The sequence below is a fragment of the Methylophaga sp. SB9B genome (genome assembly GCF_004832235.1).
Lineage (GTDB): Bacteria > Pseudomonadota > Gammaproteobacteria > Nitrosococcales > Methylophagaceae > Methylophaga > Methylophaga muralis.
The window spans coordinates 269,917-293,070 of sequence record NZ_SSXS01000003.1; the positions used below are offsets into that span (position 1 = coordinate 269,917).

The following is a 23,154-nucleotide window of genomic DNA, read 5'->3' on the forward strand; positions in this document are numbered from 1 at the left end:
TCGCAAAACCTAAAGAATGGCTTTGCAAAAATTTATAGTCGTTTATTTGCTTCTTGTTCCGCATTTTTTTTATACAAATCATTAACAAACTTGATATTGCTAATCATTATTGAAAGAATTGCTACAATTTGTAGAATTGCCAGATAGACTGAAAAAGCAATTGAAAATAATAAAATTATTTTGTGATTTTCAATGACAAAGGGTAAATTTTTAAGTAATTCACTAGCTGTATAGAAAATTAGAGTTGAAATCAAAACAAAAGCTGATGTAAAAACTATTAATACAAGGTTTTCTATTCTTTTAGCTTGTTCAGAACCTTTCAGAATTGTTAGCTTCTCAGGGTTTGTAAAAGCCGCGATGGCCTCGGGATAGATTACAGCTATCCATATTCCAGAAAGAGTAAATACACCAATAGAAATTGTTTCAAGAGCATGAAATATTGTATGAAGCTGCTCGAATGTTACATGTTGATAGCTATAGAAACCTAATAACAAACTGACAGTGATATAGATAATCTGCCTAAATAGAAGCATACGCATTTATTTGCCAACTGCCAGTTGTTTTTCATCATCACTGTTTTTTGTTTCCGATTTGATGAATGATAAAATTTTCTCCCGCTCTTTCGCCAGCGTCTGAAGAATGACTTTAGGTGAATGATAGGACCTATTTATTGGTAAGTCATCGAGTAGTATGTGTTCTTTTGTGACAAACTTTCGAAACCACTTTGTTGGAGAATTTACATCTGATTTAAATCCAATATCCTTCCAATCACTTTTAGACTGTAATATTTCAGCTGAATAAACCTCGATTATTTGAGCCAATTCCTGTTGAGTTAGGCTTACTTCTTCGATAATTTCCACTTGTTTAGTAAAATTTTTACTCTTCTGTTTGCTAGTAATACGGTCATATAGCTTAAATAAAGAGTGTTTATTTTCCTCTACCTTTGTTGAAATCGTCTCTCTGACAACTAGATGTGAAATTTCTTCGGAAAGTTTTTTCAAATTTACTTTTTGTGCACTAAGTTCTTTCGTGTGAGCCCTAAACTTAAATCTTAACGAATACGAACCATCACTTGATCTGTAGGTAACTGTTTTTCTCGGAATTGTTTTGCCAAGTAATTCGTAATAATGATCACCTTCACTTATCACTTTCCTGGGATGATCAATCCTAAGATCCATGCAACGCTTAATATACAAACATGCATCCTCTGTGGAAGCTGTTGCATGTTGAAAGTTAATTGAAGCGATAATATTTAATTCTGGAATAAACCAATAATACATCGGTTGTCCAAGAATCAATTCTTTACCGTTTATTTTTGTTCCAACCTTTACTGAATCCCCTTCCTCCATACCGAATTTCGCATTTGGATCTATGCCATTAAGATTTTCGTTATCACTTGAAAACCTTTTCCAAAGAACAAAGACAGAGTCCTGAGTATCCGAGTCGGTGTGAATAGCCTTACAATATATTTGAGCACGATTAGGGGTGGTTAATGTATCCCATGGAATGGTTTCAGCGAAGCTTACAGTTCCTTTGAGCCAGTTTTCAATTAGACTGATTGTTTCGGACAGCGAACCTTCAATATGGAATGATTTTTTATCTTTAATCCTATAAAAACCACATTCTTGTAGCTCAAAAAAATTAATCAAGCCTCTATCCATGGTTCTACCTTTCCCCAGCAAATAATAATGACTGACTGTCCTTAACATTAAATATGAAAAACTAACCTTGATTATAATCAAGGCGTTGTAGTTATAAATAACATATAAAATAAGAAATATTTAACACTTAAAAGGGGTTTTTTGCGAGAAAGTAACACTAAAGAGGAGAAAATATTAAAAAATATTTATTTGAGGTTTTAGAGGCACATTAGGTTGCAATTCATGACTTAATGTAACGATGCTACATTAAATAGGAAATGTCAAGTAAGTGTTATATGTATATGATTTAATATTTATTGTTGTAAATTATGTAATCTTTACAAGACATAATTGTTCGAAATTTTATACATGCGTTTTGTTAAAATTTATAGTTTTTAACGTCGTTCCAATAAAGAAGTATCATTTCGGTATCGCACAAGTAATCTTTTTTACTCACAATAGGGAATCTGTTGCTTTTGACTAAATTGTGAAAATGCTTATCTGGTGCACTACGGAATTTATCAGCCTCTGAGCAGGTACAGAAAATTGATACGTGATCGTTAATTTTCTTCTGATCATCAAGGGACAAAAGTTGATTATCAATACTTAGCGTTAGTGGTTGTACATACTTGGTAGTAATGAAGAGTCTAGTAAGATGCCATTTATTTATCCCTAGTTCTGTGGCCAGATCCCCAAGCTCCTTGGCTTTGCTAAACCATTGCAGCGTTTTGTCGTATGAATCTTGGCTATAAACTCTGCGCTTGTCATTTATGTCATCTAAGGGAATCTGATTCAGTAGCCCATATTTTTCGATTTTAATGATTTTATTCACAGCAATACCTAACAATTTAGCAATCGCTTTCGCAGTCAAATGTTGTGGTGTATTGCTTCTACTGTACTTTGTATTATGTGAGTATCGTTCACGGTAGTCTGAGTATCTGATACTGAATAGATCATTTCTTTCAACTTCATCTCTGACGTATAGAGGTGTTAGTGTTCCATCTATTTTTGGACCTGATACTTCATTAATCTTTTTAGCCCTAAGCCTGTTAACAATGTCTCGAGGATCAATCTGATACTTACGGGCTAAACTGGCTGCGAAAACATATTTCTTATCAAATATTTCTATATCTTGTGTATGAAAAAAGGGCTGAGTTGCAACCGTAAGATAAGGCTCCAAAAATTCAGTTTTGGAAATACTTCTAATAGCATCAGGGTAAACATTAAGGTACATAGCGGCCTGTGATGACGTCATTAAATCAGGTCGGTCCATCTTTAAATTGCTGATAGATGGTATTTCTATCAAAAAAATGCCTGTAAGCCCTTTGGCTTGATTTACTTTAACAGTTGAAATTTTGCCAGATTGCACATCTTTTAATTTTTCGATCAGTGAATTTCCTGGGGCCGTGTATGAAATAGGCTGAAGCTTATCAGTCTCTTTTATGGCTTCTGATGTAGGAATAAACTTCCTGAAGAATTGACACATATTTTCATATGGAAAAACTTTCGATTTGCGAGTATCAGTACTAGATGCATGGATGAGTTGATTCTGGCATAGCTTGTTAAGTGTGCCACTTGAGATTTCCAAGCAAATCATTGCTTCTGTTGTGGTTAGATATTTTGACTTACATTCACAATTTTTACACTTAGACGGATATTCCTCTGAAAACTGCAGGAGGGCGTCGCTAACCTTTTTTTCTATATCTTCGTATCCAAGAGCAATTAATGGAGAAATCAGAACGCGTACTGGGATCCCGGGATATTTTTTTTGTTCGTCCAGAAGATAATTAGTAAAGACATCACTCTCTCCATCCAGCATTCTGACAGCCTGGTTAAGCAAATTATTTCTTTCGATTTTATCGGCAGATCTATGATGTCTTAATGCCTTTAATACACCCAGTAATTTACCCAGATAATGAGTCTCTGATTTATTGATAGCAAGAGCCACTCGCTCTGCACCGTCACAATTTAAGACGAGTGGTGCATCATTCTCTGTTACGGGGCAATTACATGACTTATGGCCAGTATTACGCCAATTGAAGGGTTTACTGCATGTTGTGCACGAATATTGAAGGTATGTTTTATGTTTAATGCACACATCGACAACACTAATATCGAAAGCTGCAGATATATGGTTGTTGTCTTTAAGACATTGCCAACAAATATGATGACCCTTTGAACGTAAAAGTTTAAAGGGCACTCTATTTTCATGGATAATAATATCTGATGTTTTTGTTACCCCTTTGATTTGCTTATAAAAAGCATCCATGATGTTGTCAGAAGTTTTATCATGAATGGCAACAAGTTTCTCTACAATATCTGACTTACCTAGTAAAGTATTTTGATAAGCTGGATTTGTATTAGCACCAAGTCTCACTGCTAACTCGCCGATAGTGGTATATCCATTATAAAATGCTGTTCTTAAAAGGTATCCCCTTGGGCTTTCTCCCTTTATGAACAAGCCAAGATATGGCAAATCTTTCATGAGACTCTGATGAGTATTTTTTCTTGTTCTGCAGCAGAAAGATTAAATGGGTTTTCGTCAGTGAGCCGAAAGTTAAGTCTCATTCCTTGCACTGCTTCTATGAAATCTTCGAGGATAACGTCATCTCTGTCATTTTTAAGAGCCCTATACAATGCACTAGTAAACATTTGACGTATAGATCGCATATTGCCACCTGTAGCTAAGTAAATGGCAGTTAGGTTAGGAGGTTGACTGAGTTGAGGCATGGAATTAACTTTTGCATGTTCTACACAAGCATTACTCAGTGCATCAATAACTTTTGATAAATATCGATATTTATTTTTCGCATAAGAGATATTAGTTAACTTTGCCCGAACCGGATAGCGACCAGACAGCTGAGGATGTGCATCAATCAACTCTTCGCATTCAGACATTCCCGATATAATGACGGGGGTTTTAGTTGTTTCTGTCAGGATTTTAACCCAATCTGTGACACTGTCTTTGCTATTTTTCGCACCTTTAGAAAGCAGGTGTTGAAATTCATCTAAAAAAATCACTTTTGTTTCACATGTTGATATAAGTCTGCTTACTCTCTTAGTAAGTTCAGTCGCCGAACCGCCAGTATCACCACAATCTAGATGTTTAAGCATTTCGATTGCGAGTGATTTTATGGTGGCATCAGCGGGAACGACACAGTGATATGCTGGAACTTGTTTAACTATTGCATCTTCACGTTCTATAGATACTGAATCAACCGTATATGAATGCATCAATGTCTTGATGATAGTCGTTTTACCTGTACCAGTTGAACCCGTAAGGACAGCTGACAGGCATTCACCCGTACTATTGGTTTGAGAAATTGAATCTTTAACTTTTTCCATGGCTTCCCTATAAATAGGATGTACATATACAAAGCGAGAAAAATTTCTAAGCCTGTCATCATTACTTAAATTGGTCATTGTCACTTCCTAGAGCAAGAATCCATCATCAGGAAAATCTGTTACATCAAATTCATCTTCTTCTGAATTAGTCCTATATGAAGGACTAGCTTTAAAAGAATCTAAAAATTCACTGTTATCGTCAGTGAGTAACTGTTGTGCTTTTTCCATTTTAGATACTTTTTTTCGTGCACTCTTATGTTTGGTGGATTGCTCTCTGATTTCTTCATGTAGGGCGATACGATTTAAAACAAGCTCTTTTTCCAAGTCAGTATCTTTGAATTTCCCGCGTTGCTTTAAAAGATTGAACTCGAATAGAGATAACGATTCTTGAAAAAAGGGGCGAGTAGCAAAAGCCTCATAGAATATGGATTTATCATGAGGATCTTTAATCCAAATTGTGGATAAATCACTACTGTCGTATAAAACCTCCACTGGTTTAGGTTTACCTCTGCTCTTCGATTTTTCTGAGATTATTGGTACCGATGGACCTGTCCAAGTTAATCCAAACATTTTTACTCGAGAATCGGTTATTACTCTTTGGGTAGTACTTCTGGAAATCGTATTCAGTGTTTCATGATCGTATCTGATGGTCGGGAGTTTTTTATGCTCTTCTCGCCAAAGAGATATGGGGGCTCTATCTTCTATACCGCTATGACCTTCAAGGTGGTAAACACCATCCACCCATTTAGCAAATAACTTACGAAGTTGGTTCAGTGTTAGAGACGCTTTTTTTTCAGAATCATAATTACCGCGTAAAGCTGGACTGGAGAATGTCTTACCTTTGATCTTGTCTAAAAATTTGTTGTTCACAGTTTTAAAAAAACTTTCAACGAACGCTTTTTGGTTGGGTGTCCCAGGTGGATTAATTAATATGGTAGTACCAGTGTATTTTGCGAAACTACTCAATGATTCATTAATAAACTCAGAGCCATTATCTATAACGAGTTCGATAGGAAGCCCACCTACTTCACGGGCAGTTGCGTCTGATCCAGCATGTTTCAATGTCCTAAGTGTCTTTTCAGCGCATCCAGGAATAAAAGATAAATCCCACCCAAGTACACATCTTGAGTACACATCGATTATGGGTAGAAGGTAAGGGTGACCAACCACTTCTGAATTTTCATCAAGCACCATGATGTCCAGAGGAGTTGTATCTATTTCAGTACGCAGACACAATTGGCTTTTATAATGAAGCGATCTTCCGTAATCAAATCGTTTTCTGGCGGTTTTTGCTCCATATCTTGCCGTAGCCACTGTCATCGGATGTATCTTTTTAATTTCTCTAAGAAAACTCATCAATGAAGGAATTGAAATCTGTTTGTCTGGGGGAAGTGATAAGTTTTTATAGTGCAGGCTATCTGAGAAAATGACATAGACAGATTGCATTGAAGGCCTTTCTGATACCAAATACTCATTGTTGATAATTTCATGCATTAATTCCAAGACATCATCATCAATACGCCTTTTGCGAGTTACCTTTTTTTTGTCATGAACAGAAAGTTGGCTTGCTGGGTTAAAGTTTGAATCGCGATATGCCACCACCCACCTATTAAGTGTTGAAAATGAAGGTGGATTCTTATCATAGAGTTCTTTTGCGGTGAGCTCAATGAACTGTTTGAAGTATCTTTTGGGGATAATTGATCCAAAAGTCATCCTTACTTTTTCGACGTAACTTAGCCTACGCTGGAAAGTTTCTTTTTTTTGTGGTGTTAATGAAGTGAAATAGACCGCATCCGTAATATCTGAGAGAGCTTTTTTAACAAGCTTTAACTTTCCTTCAGAAAATAGCTTTTCAAAATTTTCAGACTTGAGAGACCGTTGTCTTTTGTACTCTAGACTCCTTAGGAGGTAGTAGTTGTCATCAATGCCCGATAATTCGTATGTGGTAGCACCAAGTTTATAATGTGCCCCAACAATATGATTAAAAGTATTCACTGGGCAGCTCCACTATGGTGTGTTCATTAATTATCTCTTGAGATATATGTTTTGGATTACCTAAGAAGAGTGCTTTTCTGATCGCTAATTCTGATGGACCATCTGCAATTGCCCGAAGATCTTTAACAGTACAATTATTACCTAATTGCAAAATGGTATTTTTCAGTACTGTGAAGGCTTCGTCACTGCATAAGTGCATGCCTTGATAAAGCATTTGGATATTAGTCAATAACGGCTCTTGACGTATCTTTGATTCAGGAACAACGATGAGTTTTTTACCAATGTTATTTAAATTAATCTTGATTTCATGCAGTCTGTCTACCATTTCTTCATCATCAGTCCATACATCAGGCTTGGTATCAACGTATCTTGATGAATTGTCTGCATAGTGCACGAGAAAGTCTGGGGTATAGGTTGTTTTTTTTCCTAGGATGATGAAATTAAAAGTTTCAGGTTGGCACATATATCCAGTTACGTTTCGGTCATACTCCAGACGTAATGCATAGTCTTTCTCTATTGAGCTCTCACAGCTGAATGTCCTTTGATTCTTGTATGACGAAAAGTGGTAAATCGAAAAACCCAATCGACCTTTCTTGTGATGTCTGGCCTGATCAGCATCCCTGATTTCATCCTGAAGATTTTCCATTTTTATTGTTATTTTGCTATCCATTCGCATAATTTCACACATTTTAAATGGTTAAGCAATTTAATAGTGATTATTGTGACCAAATTTACTTTTTAGTTATTAACAAGTCATGCTTGTATCTTCATGGGGAAATTACAGCTCGCCCAAGCCTGTTTTCCCAAGATAATTAAAAGGACATGGTATGAATCAAGTATTTACACAATGGGCACTGTCAGATTTTAGCGGCTGCGATAATGGGGGTATTGAAGCTGGAAACGCTACTAATCCCTCAATTTGGCTAATGGGAATTGAGCACGGAACTTACATTCGTAATAGTCAAACGCGGACCAAACTTCTAATAAGAATTACTCTATCGCCTTACAACGACGCTGGCCATATAATCAAAAAGTATTCAAGCTCTTAGCAGCACTAGGAATGATGCAGTGCCTGCCTTTATTCCATGCATCACGAAAGCTCGGTTTGCTATCGGCTGTTTCAGAATGGGCATTGAAGGTATTGCGTGCAATTTTGGTATCTTTAGCCCAATGAGGAATTAGACCAAAGTTACCCACCAATAACTCGTTATGTGGGACAGCTTCATCACCTACGTCAGCAAACGCATGTTTGCGTATGAAGGGACCGACATAAGTCGGCCAGAGGCTGTTTTTTAAATCTAATGGTAGTTCGGGCTCGACCCCAAAAAAGGTTTCGAGCTTGTTTTTATCAAGTAATGGGACGAAATGGGAACACATGTTTTGATAGTACCAGTAAATTTAGTGCTGCTTAGAACATTCAATGCATAATGCTTTTTTTAATGGAAATAATACTAACCAATGTTTTTTGTTCTAATTTTTATATTTAGCGTTGAAGTATTTGCACAACCTCCGGTAACTTTCTAACAGGCAAAAACTCTTGCTAAAAAGCAAATCTATTTTGATCGCAATGATATAGGAACTACTTATTGTTCCTGCCAATGGAAATGGGTTGGGCAGACTGGTGGTCGAGTAGATTTTAAATCTCGTGGGTATAGCGTGTGAGCCGAAGGGCAGCGAAATCGTGCGAAGCGGATTGAATGGGAGCACATCATAAGTGGACTTAGCAACATGTTATCTATTCATAATTAGCTGCTTTAGTTGAAAATATGAATACATAACACTTTCTGAATTTCTATAGCTCAAGATCCTTCAGCCAATACATTTCTCTCGCTTTAGTATTAGCGAATTATTAAGTGTCTTAGTTTTGTTTATTGATCCGGAAACCCCGAGCATAAGATCTCATACATTATTAAAAATCATTACAAACTTTATGTTTGTTAGATAAAAATAGTGACAGCCTTTCACCAGGCTAAGCAGACAACTTTTAATTTTGCCAATCTTTTGGGAACTAAGTTATTATCATGTAAACTAATAAGTCTGAGTACAGCAATAAAATTTAACGAAATGTCAGTAAAATTCATTATCAACATGCTCATCCTCATGATTGTGATGCAATCAGGCATAGTTGCGGCTGACGTTCATATTTCTGATTCAGCGACACCACATGAACATCAGTTTGTTCTTGATGATTCCAATGCAATTCAACAAGCGAACAATGCGTCTTCGCATGATGCACAAAGTACCGGCGATTGTGACTTTTGTATGCATTGTAAGTGTTCACATTTTATCGCCATCTTCAATATTGATGGAATTGATGTTGCTGCTAATCCAGACAATTATTTCAACCTCCACCCTAGATCGCCAAAACCTGACTTTACAGTCAGTATGTATCGCCCTCCGAGATCTTGAACTGCTGATGTTTTTGCGGACTTAACGTAAGTCCGTTGTTTGCAGTTAAACAGGATCTAATTTCATGAAAATACACTTTGATCGCACTACAAATGTGCGTGCGCCTGCTATCCGTGCATTGCTTTGTTCGATGCTGGTTGCCTTTTCTGTCTCACCGGTTATTGCCGATAACATTCAACAAACGAAAACGTTGAGTTTAAACAAGGCCATGCAACAAACACTGGCGCAACATCCGGCATTACAGGTTTTTCCAATTCGTCAGCAACAACTTGAAGCCCAGAAAAAAACGGCCAATCTCAAACCGGCATATGTTGTTGGTGCTGAGATTGAAAATTTCGCTGGCACCAGCGAACTAAGCGGTATCAAGTCACTGGAAACCACGGTCACTCTCTCCTCTGTCGTTGAACTGGGTGATAAAAGATTGTCCCGTGTTGAACTGGTGGAACAACAAAGCGATGTTGTCCGTGTTGATCGCAAAATAAAAGCGCTGGACTTGCTAGGTCAGGTAACACGACAATTTATTGAAGTGCTCAATAGCCAGGAGCGTGTAAAGCTAGCCGAGACGGGGCTGGAACTGGCGCAAACAACATTAACGGAAGTGAATAAACGTGTAGGTGCTGCCGTCGCGGCTGAAGCAGATTTGGGCCGCGCCGAAGCTTCTGTTAATCAGGCTGAACTGATACTGGCTGCCGAAAAACGTCAGCTGGAAGCCAACAAAGTGGTACTCGCTAATTTGTGGGGGAGTTATCAGCCTAATTTTGAGACCGCCACAGGCTCATTGTTTGCCTTTAGCGAGGCAATGTCATTTGAAGCCCTATTTAATCAGGCCCAGCAAAATCCGCAACTGGAACGTTTCGCTGCAGAAACGCGGGTTCGTGATGCACAAGTACGTCTTGCCAGAACTCAGCAAGTTGCAGATATGACCTGGTCAGTTGGGATCAGGCGCGATGAAGGACTGAATGATTCGGCGTTAGTTGCTGGTGTGTCAATGCCTTTGTTCAGTCGCCAGCGAGCGCAAGGTGATATTGAATCAGCATTGGCCGCGCGTAATGAAGTCAGCTATCGCCGTCAGGATATGCTATTGCAACTTCATGCTCAGCTTTATCGGGCTTATTCCGGGCGTGAACAAGCAATTGCAAGTATTTCCAAGTTGCAACAACAGATTATCCCCAAACTCACTAAAAGTCTGGAGCAAACGCAAACCGGTTATCAACGGGGACTCTACAGTTATCTGGAATTTCTTACCGTCAGGCAAGACCTGCTAGGTGCCAGACGTAGTGTCATTGAGGCTGCAACTGCTGCATTGCTATACCAGACCGAAATCGAACAACTCACCGCCGAACCGCTGACAGCTGCAGAGTAAGCAATATGAATCAGGACAAATCTATGTTTAATAAACCACATTTCGTTTTTTTACCCATACGCAGCCTGCTATCAGTAGCAGCACTAATATTGCTCATCATGTCACCTGCCATAGCTGAAGATGGTCATGCGATTGAGGCTCAGCAATCAGATCAACAAGCGCAAGCCCAGCTAGCAGAATCAAATGAGCAGCATGGTCATGAGTCAACGCAAGATAAAGATAACCATGATGAATTGATGCCAAAAGAGGATGAACATGATCATAGCGCTGAATCAAAACCCGAAGAAGAAGGGCATGCTCACGCTGAGGATGAAGGTAGTGAGCATGTAGAAATGGATGCCGATATGGCTCAAAAACACGGTGTGGTAACTGCAGAAGTTACTGCCGGGCAAATATCTGTCACCTCCAAATTATACGGGAGAGTGGTTTTATCACCTGATGAGATAAGTCAAGTCAGCGCACGTTTTCCGGGTCTAATCACCCGCGTTAATGTGAATTTCGGTGATACGGTCAAAAAAGGTCAGCTATTAGCCAGTGTTGAGTCAAACAACAGCTTACAGAGTTATAACGTCACCGCGCCCATCTCAGGTGTCATTACAGCAAAAGATGCCAATACCGGCGAAGTCGCGGCAGATCAAAATCTTTTTACCATTACCAATACCCAATCACTTTGGGCTGAACTCAAAGTCTTTCCGGGACAGGCCATGAAGATAAAACCTGGTCAGAAAGTGCGTCTGTTACATAACAACACATTTTATGAATCGACGATAAAGCAACTGCTGCCAAGCAAAGATAATGCCCCTTATCGGATTGCCCGCGTCGCACTTGATAATCAGCAGCAAGTCTGGTTTCCGGGGTTGCTCGTTGAGGCTGATGCCATTACCGAGCAAACACAAGTCAATCTCAGAATTCCTAACAGTGCCATACAACAGTTTGAAGGCGCGTCTGTCGCTTTTGTCAAAGTAGGCAAGCAATATCAAGTCAGGCCATTACAACTGGGTCTTAACGATGGTCAATTCAGTGAGGTTATATCCGGACTCCGGCAGGGCGATGACATCGTCGTTGAAAATAGCTATCTGATTAAAGCTGATCTGGAAAAAGCCGGCGCAGAACACGCTCACTGATTTAGGGAACTGATATGATTAATACTATTTTAAGTCTCTCAATCGAGAGACGTGGCCTAATGTTGTCAATGATATTTCTTATCATTGGTCTTGGGATCTGGAGCTATCAGAAACTGCCGATTGATGCCGTTCCGGACATCACTAATGTTCAAGTTCAGATCAATACCAAGGCGCCCGGATATTCTCCGCTGGAATCTGAACAACGCATCACTTATCCGATCGAGAGAGCGATAGCCGGTTTACCGGGTCTTGATTACACCCGCTCAATCTCTCGCTATGGATTATCACAAGTCACCGTGGTGTTTGAAGAAGGCACCGATCTGTATTTTGCGCGTAACCTTATCAATAACCGTCTGGCCGTTATAAAAGGCTCACTGCCGCAAGGTATCGAACCGGAAATGGGACCTATCGCTACCGGGCTGGGCGAAATTGTCATTTACACAATTACCGCAAAACCCGATGCAAAACAAACTGATGGCAGCCCCTATGATGCGACTGAACTTCGAGTACTTCAGGACTGGGTGATTCAACCCCGGCTGGAGCGGGTAAAAGGTGTCACAGAAGTCAATGTTAGCGGCGGTTATGAAAAGCAATTTCATGTTCAGCGGATCCGGCGAAATTACTGAATTTTGGCGTGTCTCTCAGTGATCTGAAACAGGCGCTGATGCAAAACAATGATAATCGGGGCGCCGGTTATATTGAACGATATGGTCAGCAGATCCTAGTTCGATCGCCGGGACAACTTAAATCCATCGATGATATTCGTCAGGTAGTAGTGAAAAATATTGATGACCGACCAGTGTTAGTCAAAGATGTGGCCGACGTTGTGATCGGTAAGCCGCTACGCAGTGGTGCTGGTACCCGTGATGGTAAAGAGACGGTTGTCGGCACCGTCATGATGTTGTTTGGTGAAAACTCACGCGAAGTTGCCTCTTCGGTTACACGTGAAATGGCGGAGATTCAATCGTCATTACCGGAAGGCGTCATATTGGAAGCGGTATATGACCGTACCACCCTAGTCGATAAAGCCGTCGCCACGGTTCAAAAAAATCTGGTTGAAGGGGCTTTGTTGGTAATCGTGGTATTGTTTTTGTTTTTGGGCAATATTCGCGCGGCTTTGATCACTGCTGCAGTGATCCCACTATCAATGCTGGCAACGATTACCGGCATGGTACAGGCCGGTATTTCTGCCAATCTGATGAGTATGGGGGCACTTGATTTTGGCCTGATTGTTGATGGTGCGGTGATTATCGTTGAGAACTCTATCAGACGATTATCAATGGCACAAAAGCAATATGGTGGTGTGCTGCCGCTTAAAGAACGTTTAAACGTAGTTTATGAGGCCACTAATGAAGTGATACGTCCCAGCCTTTTTGGCGTCATGATTATTACTATTGTGTATATCCCCTTATTCACATTGACAGGCGTTGAAGGCAAGATGTTTGATCCCATGGCTGCCACCGTTGTGATCGCTTTACTATCTGCCATGGTCTTCACGCTGACGATAGTACCGGCTGCCGTCGCCATGTTTATGAGCGGACGGGTCACTGAAAAAGAGAGTTTTATCATTAGTGGTGCCAAGTGGCTATACCGGCCAGTTTTGCTGCTCAGTCTAAAGCTGCGCTGGCTGTTGATTCTGTTTGCAGCCGTGCTGGTTGCGCTGTCAATCAACATGGCCAGCAAAATGGGGTCAGAATTTATCCCCCAACTGAACGAGGGTGATATTGCCTTACAGGCACTGCGAACTATCGGTACCAGTCTAGAGCAATCTGTCAAAATGCAGGAACAGCTGGAACAACGGCTAAAAACTTTTCCGCAGGTAGATAAGGTTTTTGCCAAAATCGGGACGCCGGAGGTAGCAACCGATCCAATGCCGCCTAATGTAGCCGATACATTTCTTATACTTAAGCCAAGAAATGAATGGCCGGATCCGGCATTATCTAAAAGCGAACTACTTACTCAAATTGAAGCGGCGGTTACAAAATTACCTGGTAACAACTATGAGTTTACTCAGCCCATTGAAATGCGCTTTAACGAGTTAATTTCAGGTGTTCGTGCCGACTTAGGCATAAAGGTATTCGGCGATGATTTGGACTTGATTAAGCAGAACGCAGAGACAGTTCTGGCTGTGATTCAGGAGATTCCTGGCGTTGCAGATGCCCGGTTGGAACAAGTCGATGATATGCCGATGCTGACCATTGAACCCAAACGTATGGCCATGTCACGTTACGGTCTCAATGTCGATGATTTGCAAAACATGTTATCAACCGCCATTGGCGGTGGTGAAGTTGGTCTGATCTATGATGGTGATCGACGCTTTGATCTGGTGGTGCGGTTGCCTGAGGAAATCAGACAAGATATACCCGCCTTATCGAATCTGCCCGTGAGTTTGCCTGGTGGTGATTACGTACCTTTGTCTGAAGTTGCAACCATCGAATTAACACAAGCGCCGAGTCAGATTTCCAGAGAAAATGCCAAACGGCGCGTGGTGGTGACCAGCAATGTCAGAGGACGTGATCTGGGCTCTTTTGTAGAAGAAGCTCAACAGCGTATTGCTGAGCAAGTGCAATTACCACCCGGTTATTGGATTGAATATGGCGGTACCTACGAGCAACTACAATCAGCCAGTCAGCGACTGTCGATTGTGGTGCCGGTTACGTTGTTCATTATCTTGGGTCTGCTGATTACTTTGTTTGGCTCATTTCGAGATGCAGCCATTATCTTCACAGGGGTGCCCTTGCATTAACTGGTGGTGTAATGGCGCTCTGGTTGCGAGATATGCCGCTATCTATTTCCGCAGGGGTTGGTTTTATTGCGCTCTCGGGTGTGGCGGTATTAAACGGTCTCGTAATGTTGTCATTTATCAGGGATTACTGGCATCGGCACGGCGATCTGCACAAAGCAATCGTTGATGGTGCAATGACCCGGTTACGGCCTGTATTGATGACGGCTCTGGTAGCAAGTCTCGGTTTTGTGCCGATGGCACTCAATACCGGCACAGGGGCTGAGGTGCAAAGACCGCTGGCAACGGTAGTCATTGGTGGCATTATTTCGTCAACTTTACTCACCCTAGTGGTACTGCCCGCACTTTACCGAATAGTTCATGGCCGTGAAAAATCAAGATAAAACATGGCGGCCTTATTGGCCGCCAATTTTTCTTGAGTTTATCTATACAACGAATTCAGAAAAGGAATATCTATATGCATACACATCATCAACAGGATGGTACTTCTGATAACCGGATCGCAACGGCTTTTTTTCTAAATGTCAGTTTTACCATAATTGAATTTATCGGTGGCTGGCTGACTAATAGCACGGCAATTATGGCTGATGCTGTTCACGATCTTGGAGATAGTTTGTCTATTGGCAGTGCCTGGTTTTTAAACCGTGCTGGCAATAAGTCTGCTGATTCTGTATTTACCTATGGTTATCGGCGCCTGTCTCTTTTTGGCGCTTTGATTAATGGCTTGGTGTTAATCGCTGGCTCAATATGGGTGTTAACTCAAGCGGTACCACGTTTGGCCGAACCGGTGATGCCGGTTACCGAAGGCATGCTGGCATTGGCTTTACTGGGCGTTACTGTTAATGGTTTTGCGGCTTATCGGCTGAGTAAAGGGACTTCTCTTAATGAAAAAATACTCAACTGGCATTTATTAGAAGATGTATTAGGTTGGCTGGCTGTTTTGATCATTTCTATCATTCTGCAGTTTGCCGACTGGCCGATTTTAGATCCGCTTTTATCCATTGGTTTTACACTATTCATCTTGTTTAATGTTGTTCGTAATTTGTGGGTGACCGGTAAATTGTTTTTTCAGGCAGTGCCCGATAAAGCGCTGCATGATGAGATCAAAAAATCTCTCCTCAGCATTGAGGGTGTCAATGAGGTACATCATTTACATCTCTGGTCACTTGATGGTGAACACCATGTCCTCACTGCACACCTGACACTTGATAACGATAATGTCTCTTCTGAAAATTACATGGCTTTGAAACAAACAATTACCGAGTCCTTATCTCAATATGATCTAGAGCACACCACGATAGAGCTTGAGCTGAATCAGGAGCGTTGCAGAGATTTTAGTGACCATGAAACAGCATCTCAATAACATTTTACGCAAATAAAAAAATGACAATTATTAATATCCAACCTAAAAAGTTCACTGGTTTCAAACGTATGCTTTGGGCCACTTTTTATTCATACAAAGGGTTTCATTCTGCGCTGCGTCACGAAGTTGCTTTTCGTCAGGAATTTATTGCATTCGTATTATTATTGCCGGTTGTGTTCTGGGTAGACTTTACCGCTATAGAGCGGTTTATGTTGATTGTCAGCATGGTTGCTGTGATGGTCGTCGAGTTGATCAACCCAGCAATTGAATCGATGCTGGATAGAGTCAATTTAGAGCATCATTTATTAACCGGTCGGGCCAAAGATTATGGATCATTGGCTGTCTTACTTACCCTTATTATTTCAATCACAGCATGGTTATTGTTCCTATGGCCGAGATTTTTTTGAATTCGAACGAAAAAAGATGATCACAAAATCACCTTCACTGCTGGGGGCTAACCACATATGAAAAGCGATTATTGAGACAATACACTCTTTTTGGTGATTGCCGATCATGATTTGAACGTTTATGGAAATTCACTTGTGCCGATAGAACGTTTTCAAATCCCAGGTCTCATTTTAGGGTTGATATAAAACCAAAACGTATCAAGACGGGGGGCGAGCCAGATTGATATGGCGCCGACTTTACTGTCACTGATGGGCATTAGCGCTAAGACACAATGATAGGCAGAGACTTAAGCTGTACAGAGGTGTAGCAATCACCCGGCAGGGCATTGATGCAATTTGCCGATTGTAGCCAAAATTCTCTCTCGAAACTGTATAGCATCAGAGAGGTGACTAAAAATCATGGCAGTTGGGGTATGGTTTTCCCTTAGCAGACAAGTAACAATGGTTTAAATATCTTTTTGAATGGAGAATTATCATGGTTAAAAACTGTGATAACCCATGCTAAATAAATACTACTCAATCAAGGATAACAATATGCCAACTTCGTCTGTAATTTCAGGCAAATGGATAAGCGTTTTTAACATACAAAAGATGGATTGTCCGTCAGAAGAGCACATGATCCGTATGGCATTGAACAGTTTAGAAGGGATTGAAGCACTATCGTTTGACTTGGCGAATCGTCGGTTAGAAGTGCTACATGACGGAGCGGTTGAGCCAATTACCACGAAACTTGCAAGCTTGGGGCTAGGTGCGTCGCTTGAGAAGACACAAGCCGCCGCCACCGATAGCGTCTCGGCTATTGAAAAATTTGCTGGCTCTGCCGATCAGGAGTCACACATCCTACTTGTGCTACTTGGCATCAATGCTCTGATGTTCATAGTGGAATTGACTGCTGGCTTGCTTGCCCAATCTGCAGGGCTGATAGGTGAGTCGTTAGACAATTTCGCCGATGCCGCTGTTTATGGTATTGCTCTCTATGCAGTGGGCCATAGTATCAAAATGCAGGTCCGCGCCGCTCAATTTGCAGGTGTACTTCAATTGATTCTTGCCTTAGGTGTTCTAGCGGAGGTATTACGTCGTTTCGTATTCGGAAGCGAACCTGAATCTGTAACGATGATGGCCGTTGCCTTCGTTGCTATGATTGCCAATATCATCTGTATGTTGTTGATTTCGAGGCATCGTGATAATGGTGCACACATGAAGGCAAGCTGGATATTCTCAGCCAATGACGTCGTGATCAATGTGGGCGTTATCTGCTCTGGTGCCTTAGTACTCTGGACAGGATCCAACTATCCGGATTTGATTATTGGCACCGTAGCAGGCCTGATTGTCCTCAATGGAGCGCGCCGAATTCTGGCTCTTCGAGCTTGATAGTTTTAAAGGTTTAAGTTAGGGGTTTTATTAGAAATCTTTATTTAGCCTTAGTTATTTATGATAATTAAATATATGTAAATTTAAATGCATTATTTAAAAATTTTTAAAACCCAACAAGCAAATAAATTAAGGGACTGATCCAGATAACTAGCCCATACCCGCCTTAACCCATTGAGCTAATTGCTTTAATTGGCTCTTTGGGTCACTGTTATTAAATCGCCACTCACACTCTTTCAAAAACAAGTGAAAATGCGCTTTTGGAATACCGTTAAATCGGCGTAAATGACGCTTGGTTTGATTCCAAAAATTCTCAATACCATTGATATGTAGTGGTTTACTGATCCCGGACACCAATTAAGGAGGTAATATGACCTCCGAAGAGGTGTTCAATGACAAAACAAAGAAGAAGTTTTACTCCTGAGTTCAAGCTGGAAGCAGCGAGTCTGGTGGTGGACCAGAACTACAGTGCTCCAGAAGCCTGCCAAGCCCTCGGTGTGTGTGAGTCAGCCCTGCGTCGCTGGGTTAAACAGTTACAAGCTGAACGAGGTGGGCATACGCCTGCTTCCAAAGCGTTGACGCCAGAACAGCAGCGTATTCAGGAGTTGGAAGCGCGGGTGAAGCGCCTGGAGCAGGAAAAAACCATATTAAAAAAGGCTACTGTAGATTCAAACGATCATTGCAACACCGTTATCAATCATGTGTGATGGTGTTTTAAATTTCAATGTTTTCCTCGGACGTTCGTTTAATTGAGTTGCAACAGCATTCAGCCGTTCTTGTGAGTGTGGTGATAGATCTGTTTTTTTAGGGAAGTATTGACGAATTAGGCTGTTGGTATTTTCGTTTGTGCCCCTTTGCCAAGGGCACTGCGGATCACAGAAGTACACAGGAATGCCAATTTCCTTTGTTAAGTCAGCATGTTTAGCCAACTCCATGCCTCTATCCCAAGTCAAAGATTTACGATATTCAGCTGGCATCTTTGTAAATGTTGCTAACAAGGCTTTATGTACAGATTCAGCATCCTTCCCTGCCAGTTTGAGGATGATGGTAAAGCGTGACTTCCTGTCGACTAGCGTAGCAATGTGTGTGTTTTTCGAACCTGATACCAGAGCACCTTCCCAATGACCAAGAGACTTACGGTTATCAATGTTTTTAGAACGTTCATGGATCGACAAACCACTAACAATTTTAGTGAAGCTCCTATCGCCACTTCGACGATGATATTGGCTATGGCGCATCGGTCTGTTTCGCCGCAGATGTTGCGTGAAAGAGTGATGGATCACACCTTTGGCACGCACGTACATTGATTTATAAATGGTCTCATGTGAAACCTGCATTTGTTTGTTTCGTGAGAATTCAACACTTAGCCAGCCAGATATTTGCTCAGGGGACCACTTCAGCTCAAGCTTTGACATGACGAGTTGCCGTAAATCTGAATTAAGCTCTAGTATTCCAAGTTTTGGCCGCTTGGCCATGCGCCTTGCACGATTGTCTGCATCAACCGCTTTGTAGAAGCGTCTTCCTCGGTTACGGGCAATTTTCCGAGAAATGGTTGAAGGTGAGCGATTCAGCATCCTGGCGATAGCTCTGAGTGACATCTTCGCCGATAATGCGACTCTTATTTCCTCACGCTCAGCAATTGTCAGATGTTTGGCATTTCTGGTTCTGGTTCTGGGTTTGATGCCACCGGTTTCACGTAATGCTGTGAAAACTGTACCGGGTGCTGCGTCCAATACTCTTCCAATATCACTGAAACCGGTGCCTTGTTTCCATAAATTAAATACCAGTTCTTTCTCATCTTGAGTAAATGTTCGTTTTGCTCGTTTCATCAAATGTGCCCATGCAAATCAGTATTTTAGTAAAACTGTTGCTTTGACCATTTGAATCTACAAGCGCTTTTTTTATAATGTCACGCTCTGTTTTTAATTTGGCATTTTCCCGACGAAGCCTGACAAGCTCTTTATTCAGCTCAGCGTCAGCCATATTTTTTTGAGTGCTTGGCACGCCATTGGCCGTCTTTATCCAGCGTCGCAGCATGCCAGAGTTGATTCCCAGATCGTCCGCTATTCCCTGAATCGAGCTGTCCTGTTGACTCGCAAGCCTGATGGCCTCTGCTTTAAATTCATCGGTGTATTTTCTGCGTGTTCCCATTTGATTCATCTTCTACTTTTCCTTTCATGTTAAAACATGCTTATGAAAAGTGTCCGTTAAATTGTGGGAAACCCAATAGGATAACACTTCGTTATTGGTATAAGTGGGAAACTATGACAAGAAACGGTTTTTAAATAAACGAGAAGTATGGGTAGTAAACCTAGCACGAATCGATTAAAAGAATTATTTTTGAACGTTTAAATATAAAGCGATAGGTCCGAATTTTAAGCAAATTAATCATATGTTTATTAAATATCTCAGTAAAAATCTCTTCATCGTTATCAGTGTGTTGCTTAGTTCCGCATCAGCCACACCTACCACTTTCGAACAATCAAAAATAATTGCGAAAGAACAAATCTATTTTGATCGAAATGATGATGGCTCTACATATTGTTCCTGCCAATGGAAATGGGTTGGAAAATCCGGTGGTCGAGTCGACTTTAAATCTTGTGGTTATAAAATCAGAGCAGAAGGACAGCGTAATCGGGCGCAACGTATTGAATAGGAACACATCGTTCCTGCCTCAAACTTTGGCGTGCACGGCAATGTTGGCAAAAAGGTGGTCGTTCGAACTGTAAACAAACCGATCCAGTATTCAATTTGATGGAAGCTGATTTACATAATCTCACACCAACAGTGGGTGAGCTTAATTCAGATAGACAGAACTTCAACTATGGCGTCTTACCATCGGCTACTAAACGACATGGTGCTTGTGAATACAGAGTTGACTTTAAAACAAGAGTGGTTGAGCCACGAAATGAAATTAAAGGGTTTTTAGCAAGAGTGTATTTTTACATGCATGACCGATACGGTATGAATATGTCTGAGCAACAACAACGCTTATTGATGTCCTGGCATAACATTTATCCTGTTTCAGCTTGGGAATTGGAAAGGGACCGCCGTATATCAACTATAACAGGCCATTCAAATCCATTTGTGACTGGTGAAAAGAATTGGAAGATTGGACAGAAAAGTTCAGCAAAAGTAGCAATCACTGCCAATAAAGCACCAGTTGTCCAAAAGATAATTAGGGGCAACCGTAACAGTAATGTTTTTCATTTACCCAATGGGTGCCCGTCATATGACAAAGTCAGCCCCAAAAATATTGTCGAATTTGTCTCCGAAACTGAAGCACATGATGCAGGATATAAAAAAGCAGGGAATTGTAATTAGGATAATACTTGAAATCTTTTCGCTTAAACTATCTGTTTGAAATAGTAAAAAATTAGGACTGGAAACCACATGATGTTAGTTGTCGATCTGGAAGCAACTTGTTGGGAAGATAAGGTGGATGGAACCGATCTTCGGCAGACGGTAGATGATATGGAAGTGATTGAATTTGGTTGTGTCGTCTGTGAAACAAATGGAACGGTTATCGATTCAAAATCTTTTTTTGCACGTCCCAAGTTACATCCTGTTTTAACTGAATTCTGTACGAAGCTAACGTCGATCAAGCAATCAGATGTTGATAATGCCCCATATTATGCTGATGCCACGAAAACATTGAACGAATGGCTTGGACAATACGAATTATCACAATGGGTGTCATGGGGAAACTATGATAAGCATCAACTTTTAAAAGAGTATGAGAGACACGGCGTATGTCCAAGCTTTCTTGATTTACCTCATGAAAATTTAAAAAAGCGTTGGAGTAAAGGTAAAAAAGCTTTTCGTAACGCAGGTCCTAAAGTTGCCTTGGAGTATCACGGCCTAGAATTTGAAGGCAAATATCATCGTGCAATTGATGATGCATTAAATATCGCACGACTATTACCATTTATTTATAACGAGACCGTGGAAAAATAATTTGTTGCTACAGAAATGGTTTTTTTATTACTTACATTAGTTCACGAAAGTATTGTAAAAATTCAAATAGATTGTTAATTTACGACTGTGTTTCGTTATAACGAGCGCGTTTTGCCAGTTGGATGATCCACTGGTTCCTTAGTTTCTGCTGAGCAGGGCGAGGTAACCAATAATTGTGGAGAACTTCATGGCAAAAAACCGACCTTCCCTCCGTGCACCTCGCACTAAAGCTTTCAAAAAACAAAATGGCCGTTGCTACTATTGTGATCTACCGATGTGGAACTCAGATGCAAAGATCTTTTCTCAGCGTTATAAATTAACTCTAAAACAAGCTGAACAGTTCAAATGTACAGGTGAGCATCTCACTGCGTTTCACGCCGGAGGTGCTTCTAATCAATCAAATATTGTCGCGGCTTGTCATTACTGCAATGCTAAAAGGCACACTCGTAAAGAGGAGCTATCACCCGAGACATACAAAAATAAAGTGCAGAAGCGCGTGCGAGCAGGGAAATGGAATGCAGGGCTTCTGTTAAGCGCTCACTGATTCCCTGAGAGTTTTTCCTGAATTCTTAAATAGATTTCTTCCCGATTCACTGCCACCTCTCTGGGGGCAGTGATTCCTATTCGAACCTGGCTTTTTTTCCCATAACCAGATACGCCTAACACTTCAATCATGACTCCTTGTCCAATATAAAGTTTTTGGCCAACCTGTCTCTTTAAAATCAACATCCTTGTCTCCTTATTTTTCCGCTATTGCGAGCTTACAAAAATTATTGGCTGATCTCACATGGCTTCAGAGAGTCTTTTACAAAATTCTTATTGATCCAATATCAATGATTCCCTATATTTTCTCTTCTCTGTATTTTCTCATTTGGCCATACATTTAATTGAAGGTGATTATGCCTGCTGTAAGTAATGAATTCTGGGACAGGGTTATTATATTGGTCGATATGAACTGCTTCTTCGCTCAGGTAGAGCAACAAGATAATCCGTTTTGGCGCAATAGGCCTGTGGCCATTACGAATGGAAAATTAGGTAGCACGATTATCACATCTTCTTATGAAGCCCGGGCGTATGGAGTAAAGACGGGCATGCGTCTGAAAGAGGCGAGAGGACTGTGTCCCGAGCTTATCCAGGCTCCGAGCCGACCGCATCGATATGTGGAAAAATCCACTCAAATTATGCAAGCGCTGGAAAAAATAACCCCCGACCTTGAAATATATTCTGTCGATGAAGCTTTTCTGGATGTTACCCATTGTCAGAGCCTTTTAGGAAATCCGGAAACCATCGCGAAACTAGTAAAAAAAGCGGTGAGCGATGCTTCTGGCCTGACGTGTAGTGTTGGTGTGAGTGGTGACAAAACTACTGCCAAGTTTGCAGCCAAATTGAATAAGCCAGATGGTTTAACTGTTATCAAGCCTTGGGAAGCTGAAGCTA

The 23,154-nt window shown here is 40.9% G+C and carries 19 protein-coding genes and 5 pseudogenes; 13 read left to right on the forward strand and 11 right to left on the reverse strand.

Translation table 11 applies throughout. The annotated features are described in order from the left end of the window. Positions 1 to 32: 32 nt before the first annotated feature. The 7 genes from E8Q33_RS05290 to E8Q33_RS05320 all read right to left on the reverse strand — a co-directional run bounded on the left by E8Q33_RS05290 (position 33) and on the right by E8Q33_RS05320 (position 8,357). Positions 33 to 539 (reverse strand): hypothetical protein, encoded by a 507-nt coding sequence (locus E8Q33_RS05290; RefSeq protein ID WP_136553331.1) that lies wholly within the window; start codon positions 537 to 539, stop codon positions 33 to 35. Beyond that, positions 540 to 1,661 carry a hypothetical protein gene (locus E8Q33_RS05295; protein ID WP_136553333.1) on the reverse strand — a complete coding sequence of 374 codons (1,122 nt, stop codon included), beginning with the start codon at positions 1,659 to 1,661 and terminating at the stop codon, positions 540 to 542. Positions 1,662 to 2,019: 358 nt separating this feature from the next. Beyond that, entirely contained in the window at positions 2,020 to 4,125 is a 2,106-nt protein-coding gene (locus tag E8Q33_RS05300; protein ID WP_136553334.1) for a TniQ family protein, read from the reverse strand. Continuing rightward, the gene (locus E8Q33_RS05305) at positions 4,122 to 5,063 is read right to left on the reverse strand and encodes a TniB family NTP-binding protein (RefSeq protein ID WP_136553336.1); all 942 of its coding nucleotides are present in this window, start codon (positions 5,061 to 5,063) and stop codon (positions 4,122 to 4,124) included. The genes E8Q33_RS05300 and E8Q33_RS05305 overlap by 4 nt, the downstream gene beginning before the upstream one ends. Before the next feature lie 9 nt (positions 5,064 to 5,072). Further along, on the reverse strand, positions 5,073 to 6,980 hold the full coding sequence (locus tag E8Q33_RS05310; protein ID WP_136553338.1) for a DDE-type integrase/transposase/recombinase: 1,908 nt from the start codon (positions 6,978 to 6,980) through the stop codon (positions 5,073 to 5,075). After that, positions 6,967 to 7,650, reverse strand: a complete 684-nt coding sequence (locus tag E8Q33_RS05315) for a TnsA endonuclease N-terminal domain-containing protein (RefSeq protein WP_168800157.1) — start codon at positions 7,648 to 7,650, stop codon at positions 6,967 to 6,969. Before E8Q33_RS05315 ends, E8Q33_RS05310 begins: the two co-directional genes overlap by 14 nt. Before the next feature lie 356 nt (positions 7,651 to 8,006). Further along, entirely contained in the window at positions 8,007 to 8,357 is a 351-nt protein-coding gene (locus E8Q33_RS05320) for an SOS response-associated peptidase family protein (protein ID WP_136553342.1), read from the reverse strand. Positions 8,358 to 8,930: 573 nt separating this feature from the next. Here E8Q33_RS05320 and E8Q33_RS05325 point away from each other — a divergent pair. The 7 genes and pseudogenes from E8Q33_RS05325 (at position 8,931) to E8Q33_RS05360 (ending at position 17,760) form a co-directional block, all read left to right on the forward strand. Next, positions 8,931 to 9,389, forward strand: a complete 459-nt coding sequence (locus tag E8Q33_RS05325) for a hypothetical protein (protein ID WP_136553344.1) — start codon at positions 8,931 to 8,933, stop codon at positions 9,387 to 9,389. Positions 9,390 to 9,453: 64 nt separating this feature from the next. Next, entirely contained in the window at positions 9,454 to 10,752 is a 1,299-nt protein-coding gene (locus E8Q33_RS05330; protein ID WP_136553345.1) for a TolC family protein, read from the forward strand. 23 nt (positions 10,753 to 10,775) lie between these two features. Continuing rightward, the gene (locus E8Q33_RS05335) at positions 10,776 to 11,876 is read left to right on the forward strand and encodes an efflux RND transporter periplasmic adaptor subunit (protein WP_247869942.1); all 1,101 of its coding nucleotides are present in this window, start codon (positions 10,776 to 10,778) and stop codon (positions 11,874 to 11,876) included. A gap of 14 nt (positions 11,877 to 11,890) precedes the next feature. Beyond that, positions 11,891 to 15,002, forward strand: a pseudogene (locus E8Q33_RS05340) (efflux RND transporter permease subunit). Between the two features lie 74 nt (positions 15,003 to 15,076). Next, a complete protein-coding gene (locus E8Q33_RS05345) occupies positions 15,077 to 15,982 on the forward strand; it encodes a cation diffusion facilitator family transporter (RefSeq protein WP_136553349.1) in 906 nt (301 codons plus the stop codon). Between the two features lie 20 nt (positions 15,983 to 16,002). Then, entirely contained in the window at positions 16,003 to 16,389 is a 387-nt protein-coding gene (locus E8Q33_RS05350) for a diacylglycerol kinase (protein WP_136553351.1), read from the forward strand. A gap of 475 nt (positions 16,390 to 16,864) precedes the next feature. Next, positions 16,865 to 17,760, forward strand: a pseudogene (locus E8Q33_RS05360) (cation transporter). Positions 17,761 to 17,910: 150 nt separating this feature from the next. Here E8Q33_RS05360 and E8Q33_RS05365 read toward each other — a convergent pair. Continuing rightward, a pseudogene (locus tag E8Q33_RS05365) lies at positions 17,911 to 18,090 on the reverse strand (IS1595 family transposase); the annotation flags it as partial. Between the two features lie 62 nt (positions 18,091 to 18,152). Here E8Q33_RS05365 and E8Q33_RS05370 point away from each other — a divergent pair. After that, positions 18,153 to 18,416 (forward strand): annotated as a pseudogene (locus tag E8Q33_RS05370) (transposase); the annotation flags it as partial. 12 nt (positions 18,417 to 18,428) lie between these two features. Here E8Q33_RS05370 and E8Q33_RS05375 read toward each other — a convergent pair. Both E8Q33_RS05375 and E8Q33_RS05380 read right to left on the reverse strand, forming a co-directional pair. Next, positions 18,429 to 19,589 carry an IS30 family transposase gene (locus E8Q33_RS05375; protein WP_136553355.1) on the reverse strand — a complete coding sequence of 387 codons (1,161 nt, stop codon included), beginning with the start codon at positions 19,587 to 19,589 and terminating at the stop codon, positions 18,429 to 18,431. Further along, the gene (locus tag E8Q33_RS05380) at positions 19,555 to 19,920 is read right to left on the reverse strand and encodes a transposase (protein WP_136553357.1); all 366 of its coding nucleotides are present in this window, start codon (positions 19,918 to 19,920) and stop codon (positions 19,555 to 19,557) included. Before E8Q33_RS05380 ends, E8Q33_RS05375 begins: the two co-directional genes overlap by 35 nt. A gap of 232 nt (positions 19,921 to 20,152) precedes the next feature. Here E8Q33_RS05380 and E8Q33_RS15575 point away from each other — a divergent pair, with 232 nt between their 5' ends. The 4 genes from E8Q33_RS15575 to E8Q33_RS05395 all read left to right on the forward strand — a co-directional run bounded on the left by E8Q33_RS15575 (position 20,153) and on the right by E8Q33_RS05395 (position 22,261). Then, entirely contained in the window at positions 20,153 to 20,416 is a 264-nt protein-coding gene (locus tag E8Q33_RS15575) for a hypothetical protein (RefSeq protein ID WP_211116098.1), read from the forward strand. Between the two features lie 98 nt (positions 20,417 to 20,514). Then, positions 20,515 to 21,084, forward strand: a complete 570-nt coding sequence (locus E8Q33_RS15580) for an endonuclease I family protein (RefSeq protein WP_211116099.1) — start codon at positions 20,515 to 20,517, stop codon at positions 21,082 to 21,084. A gap of 69 nt (positions 21,085 to 21,153) precedes the next feature. After that, complete coding sequence (locus E8Q33_RS05390) at positions 21,154 to 21,717, forward strand: 3'-5' exonuclease (RefSeq protein WP_136553359.1); 564 nt, start codon at positions 21,154 to 21,156, stop codon at positions 21,715 to 21,717. Positions 21,718 to 21,904: 187 nt separating this feature from the next. Further along, entirely contained in the window at positions 21,905 to 22,261 is a 357-nt protein-coding gene (locus E8Q33_RS05395; protein WP_136553361.1) for an HNH endonuclease, read from the forward strand. Here the strand turns inward: E8Q33_RS05395 and E8Q33_RS05400 are convergent. After that, positions 22,255 to 22,446: a carbon storage regulator gene (locus E8Q33_RS05400; protein ID WP_136553363.1), complete on the reverse strand. Its 192-nt coding sequence runs from the start codon at positions 22,444 to 22,446 to the stop codon at positions 22,255 to 22,257. The genes E8Q33_RS05395 and E8Q33_RS05400 overlap by 7 nt on opposite strands. 170 nt (positions 22,447 to 22,616) lie before the next feature. Between E8Q33_RS05400 and E8Q33_RS05405 the strand changes: the two are divergent. Beyond that, a pseudogene (locus E8Q33_RS05405) lies at positions 22,617 to 23,154 on the forward strand (DNA polymerase IV); the annotation flags it as partial.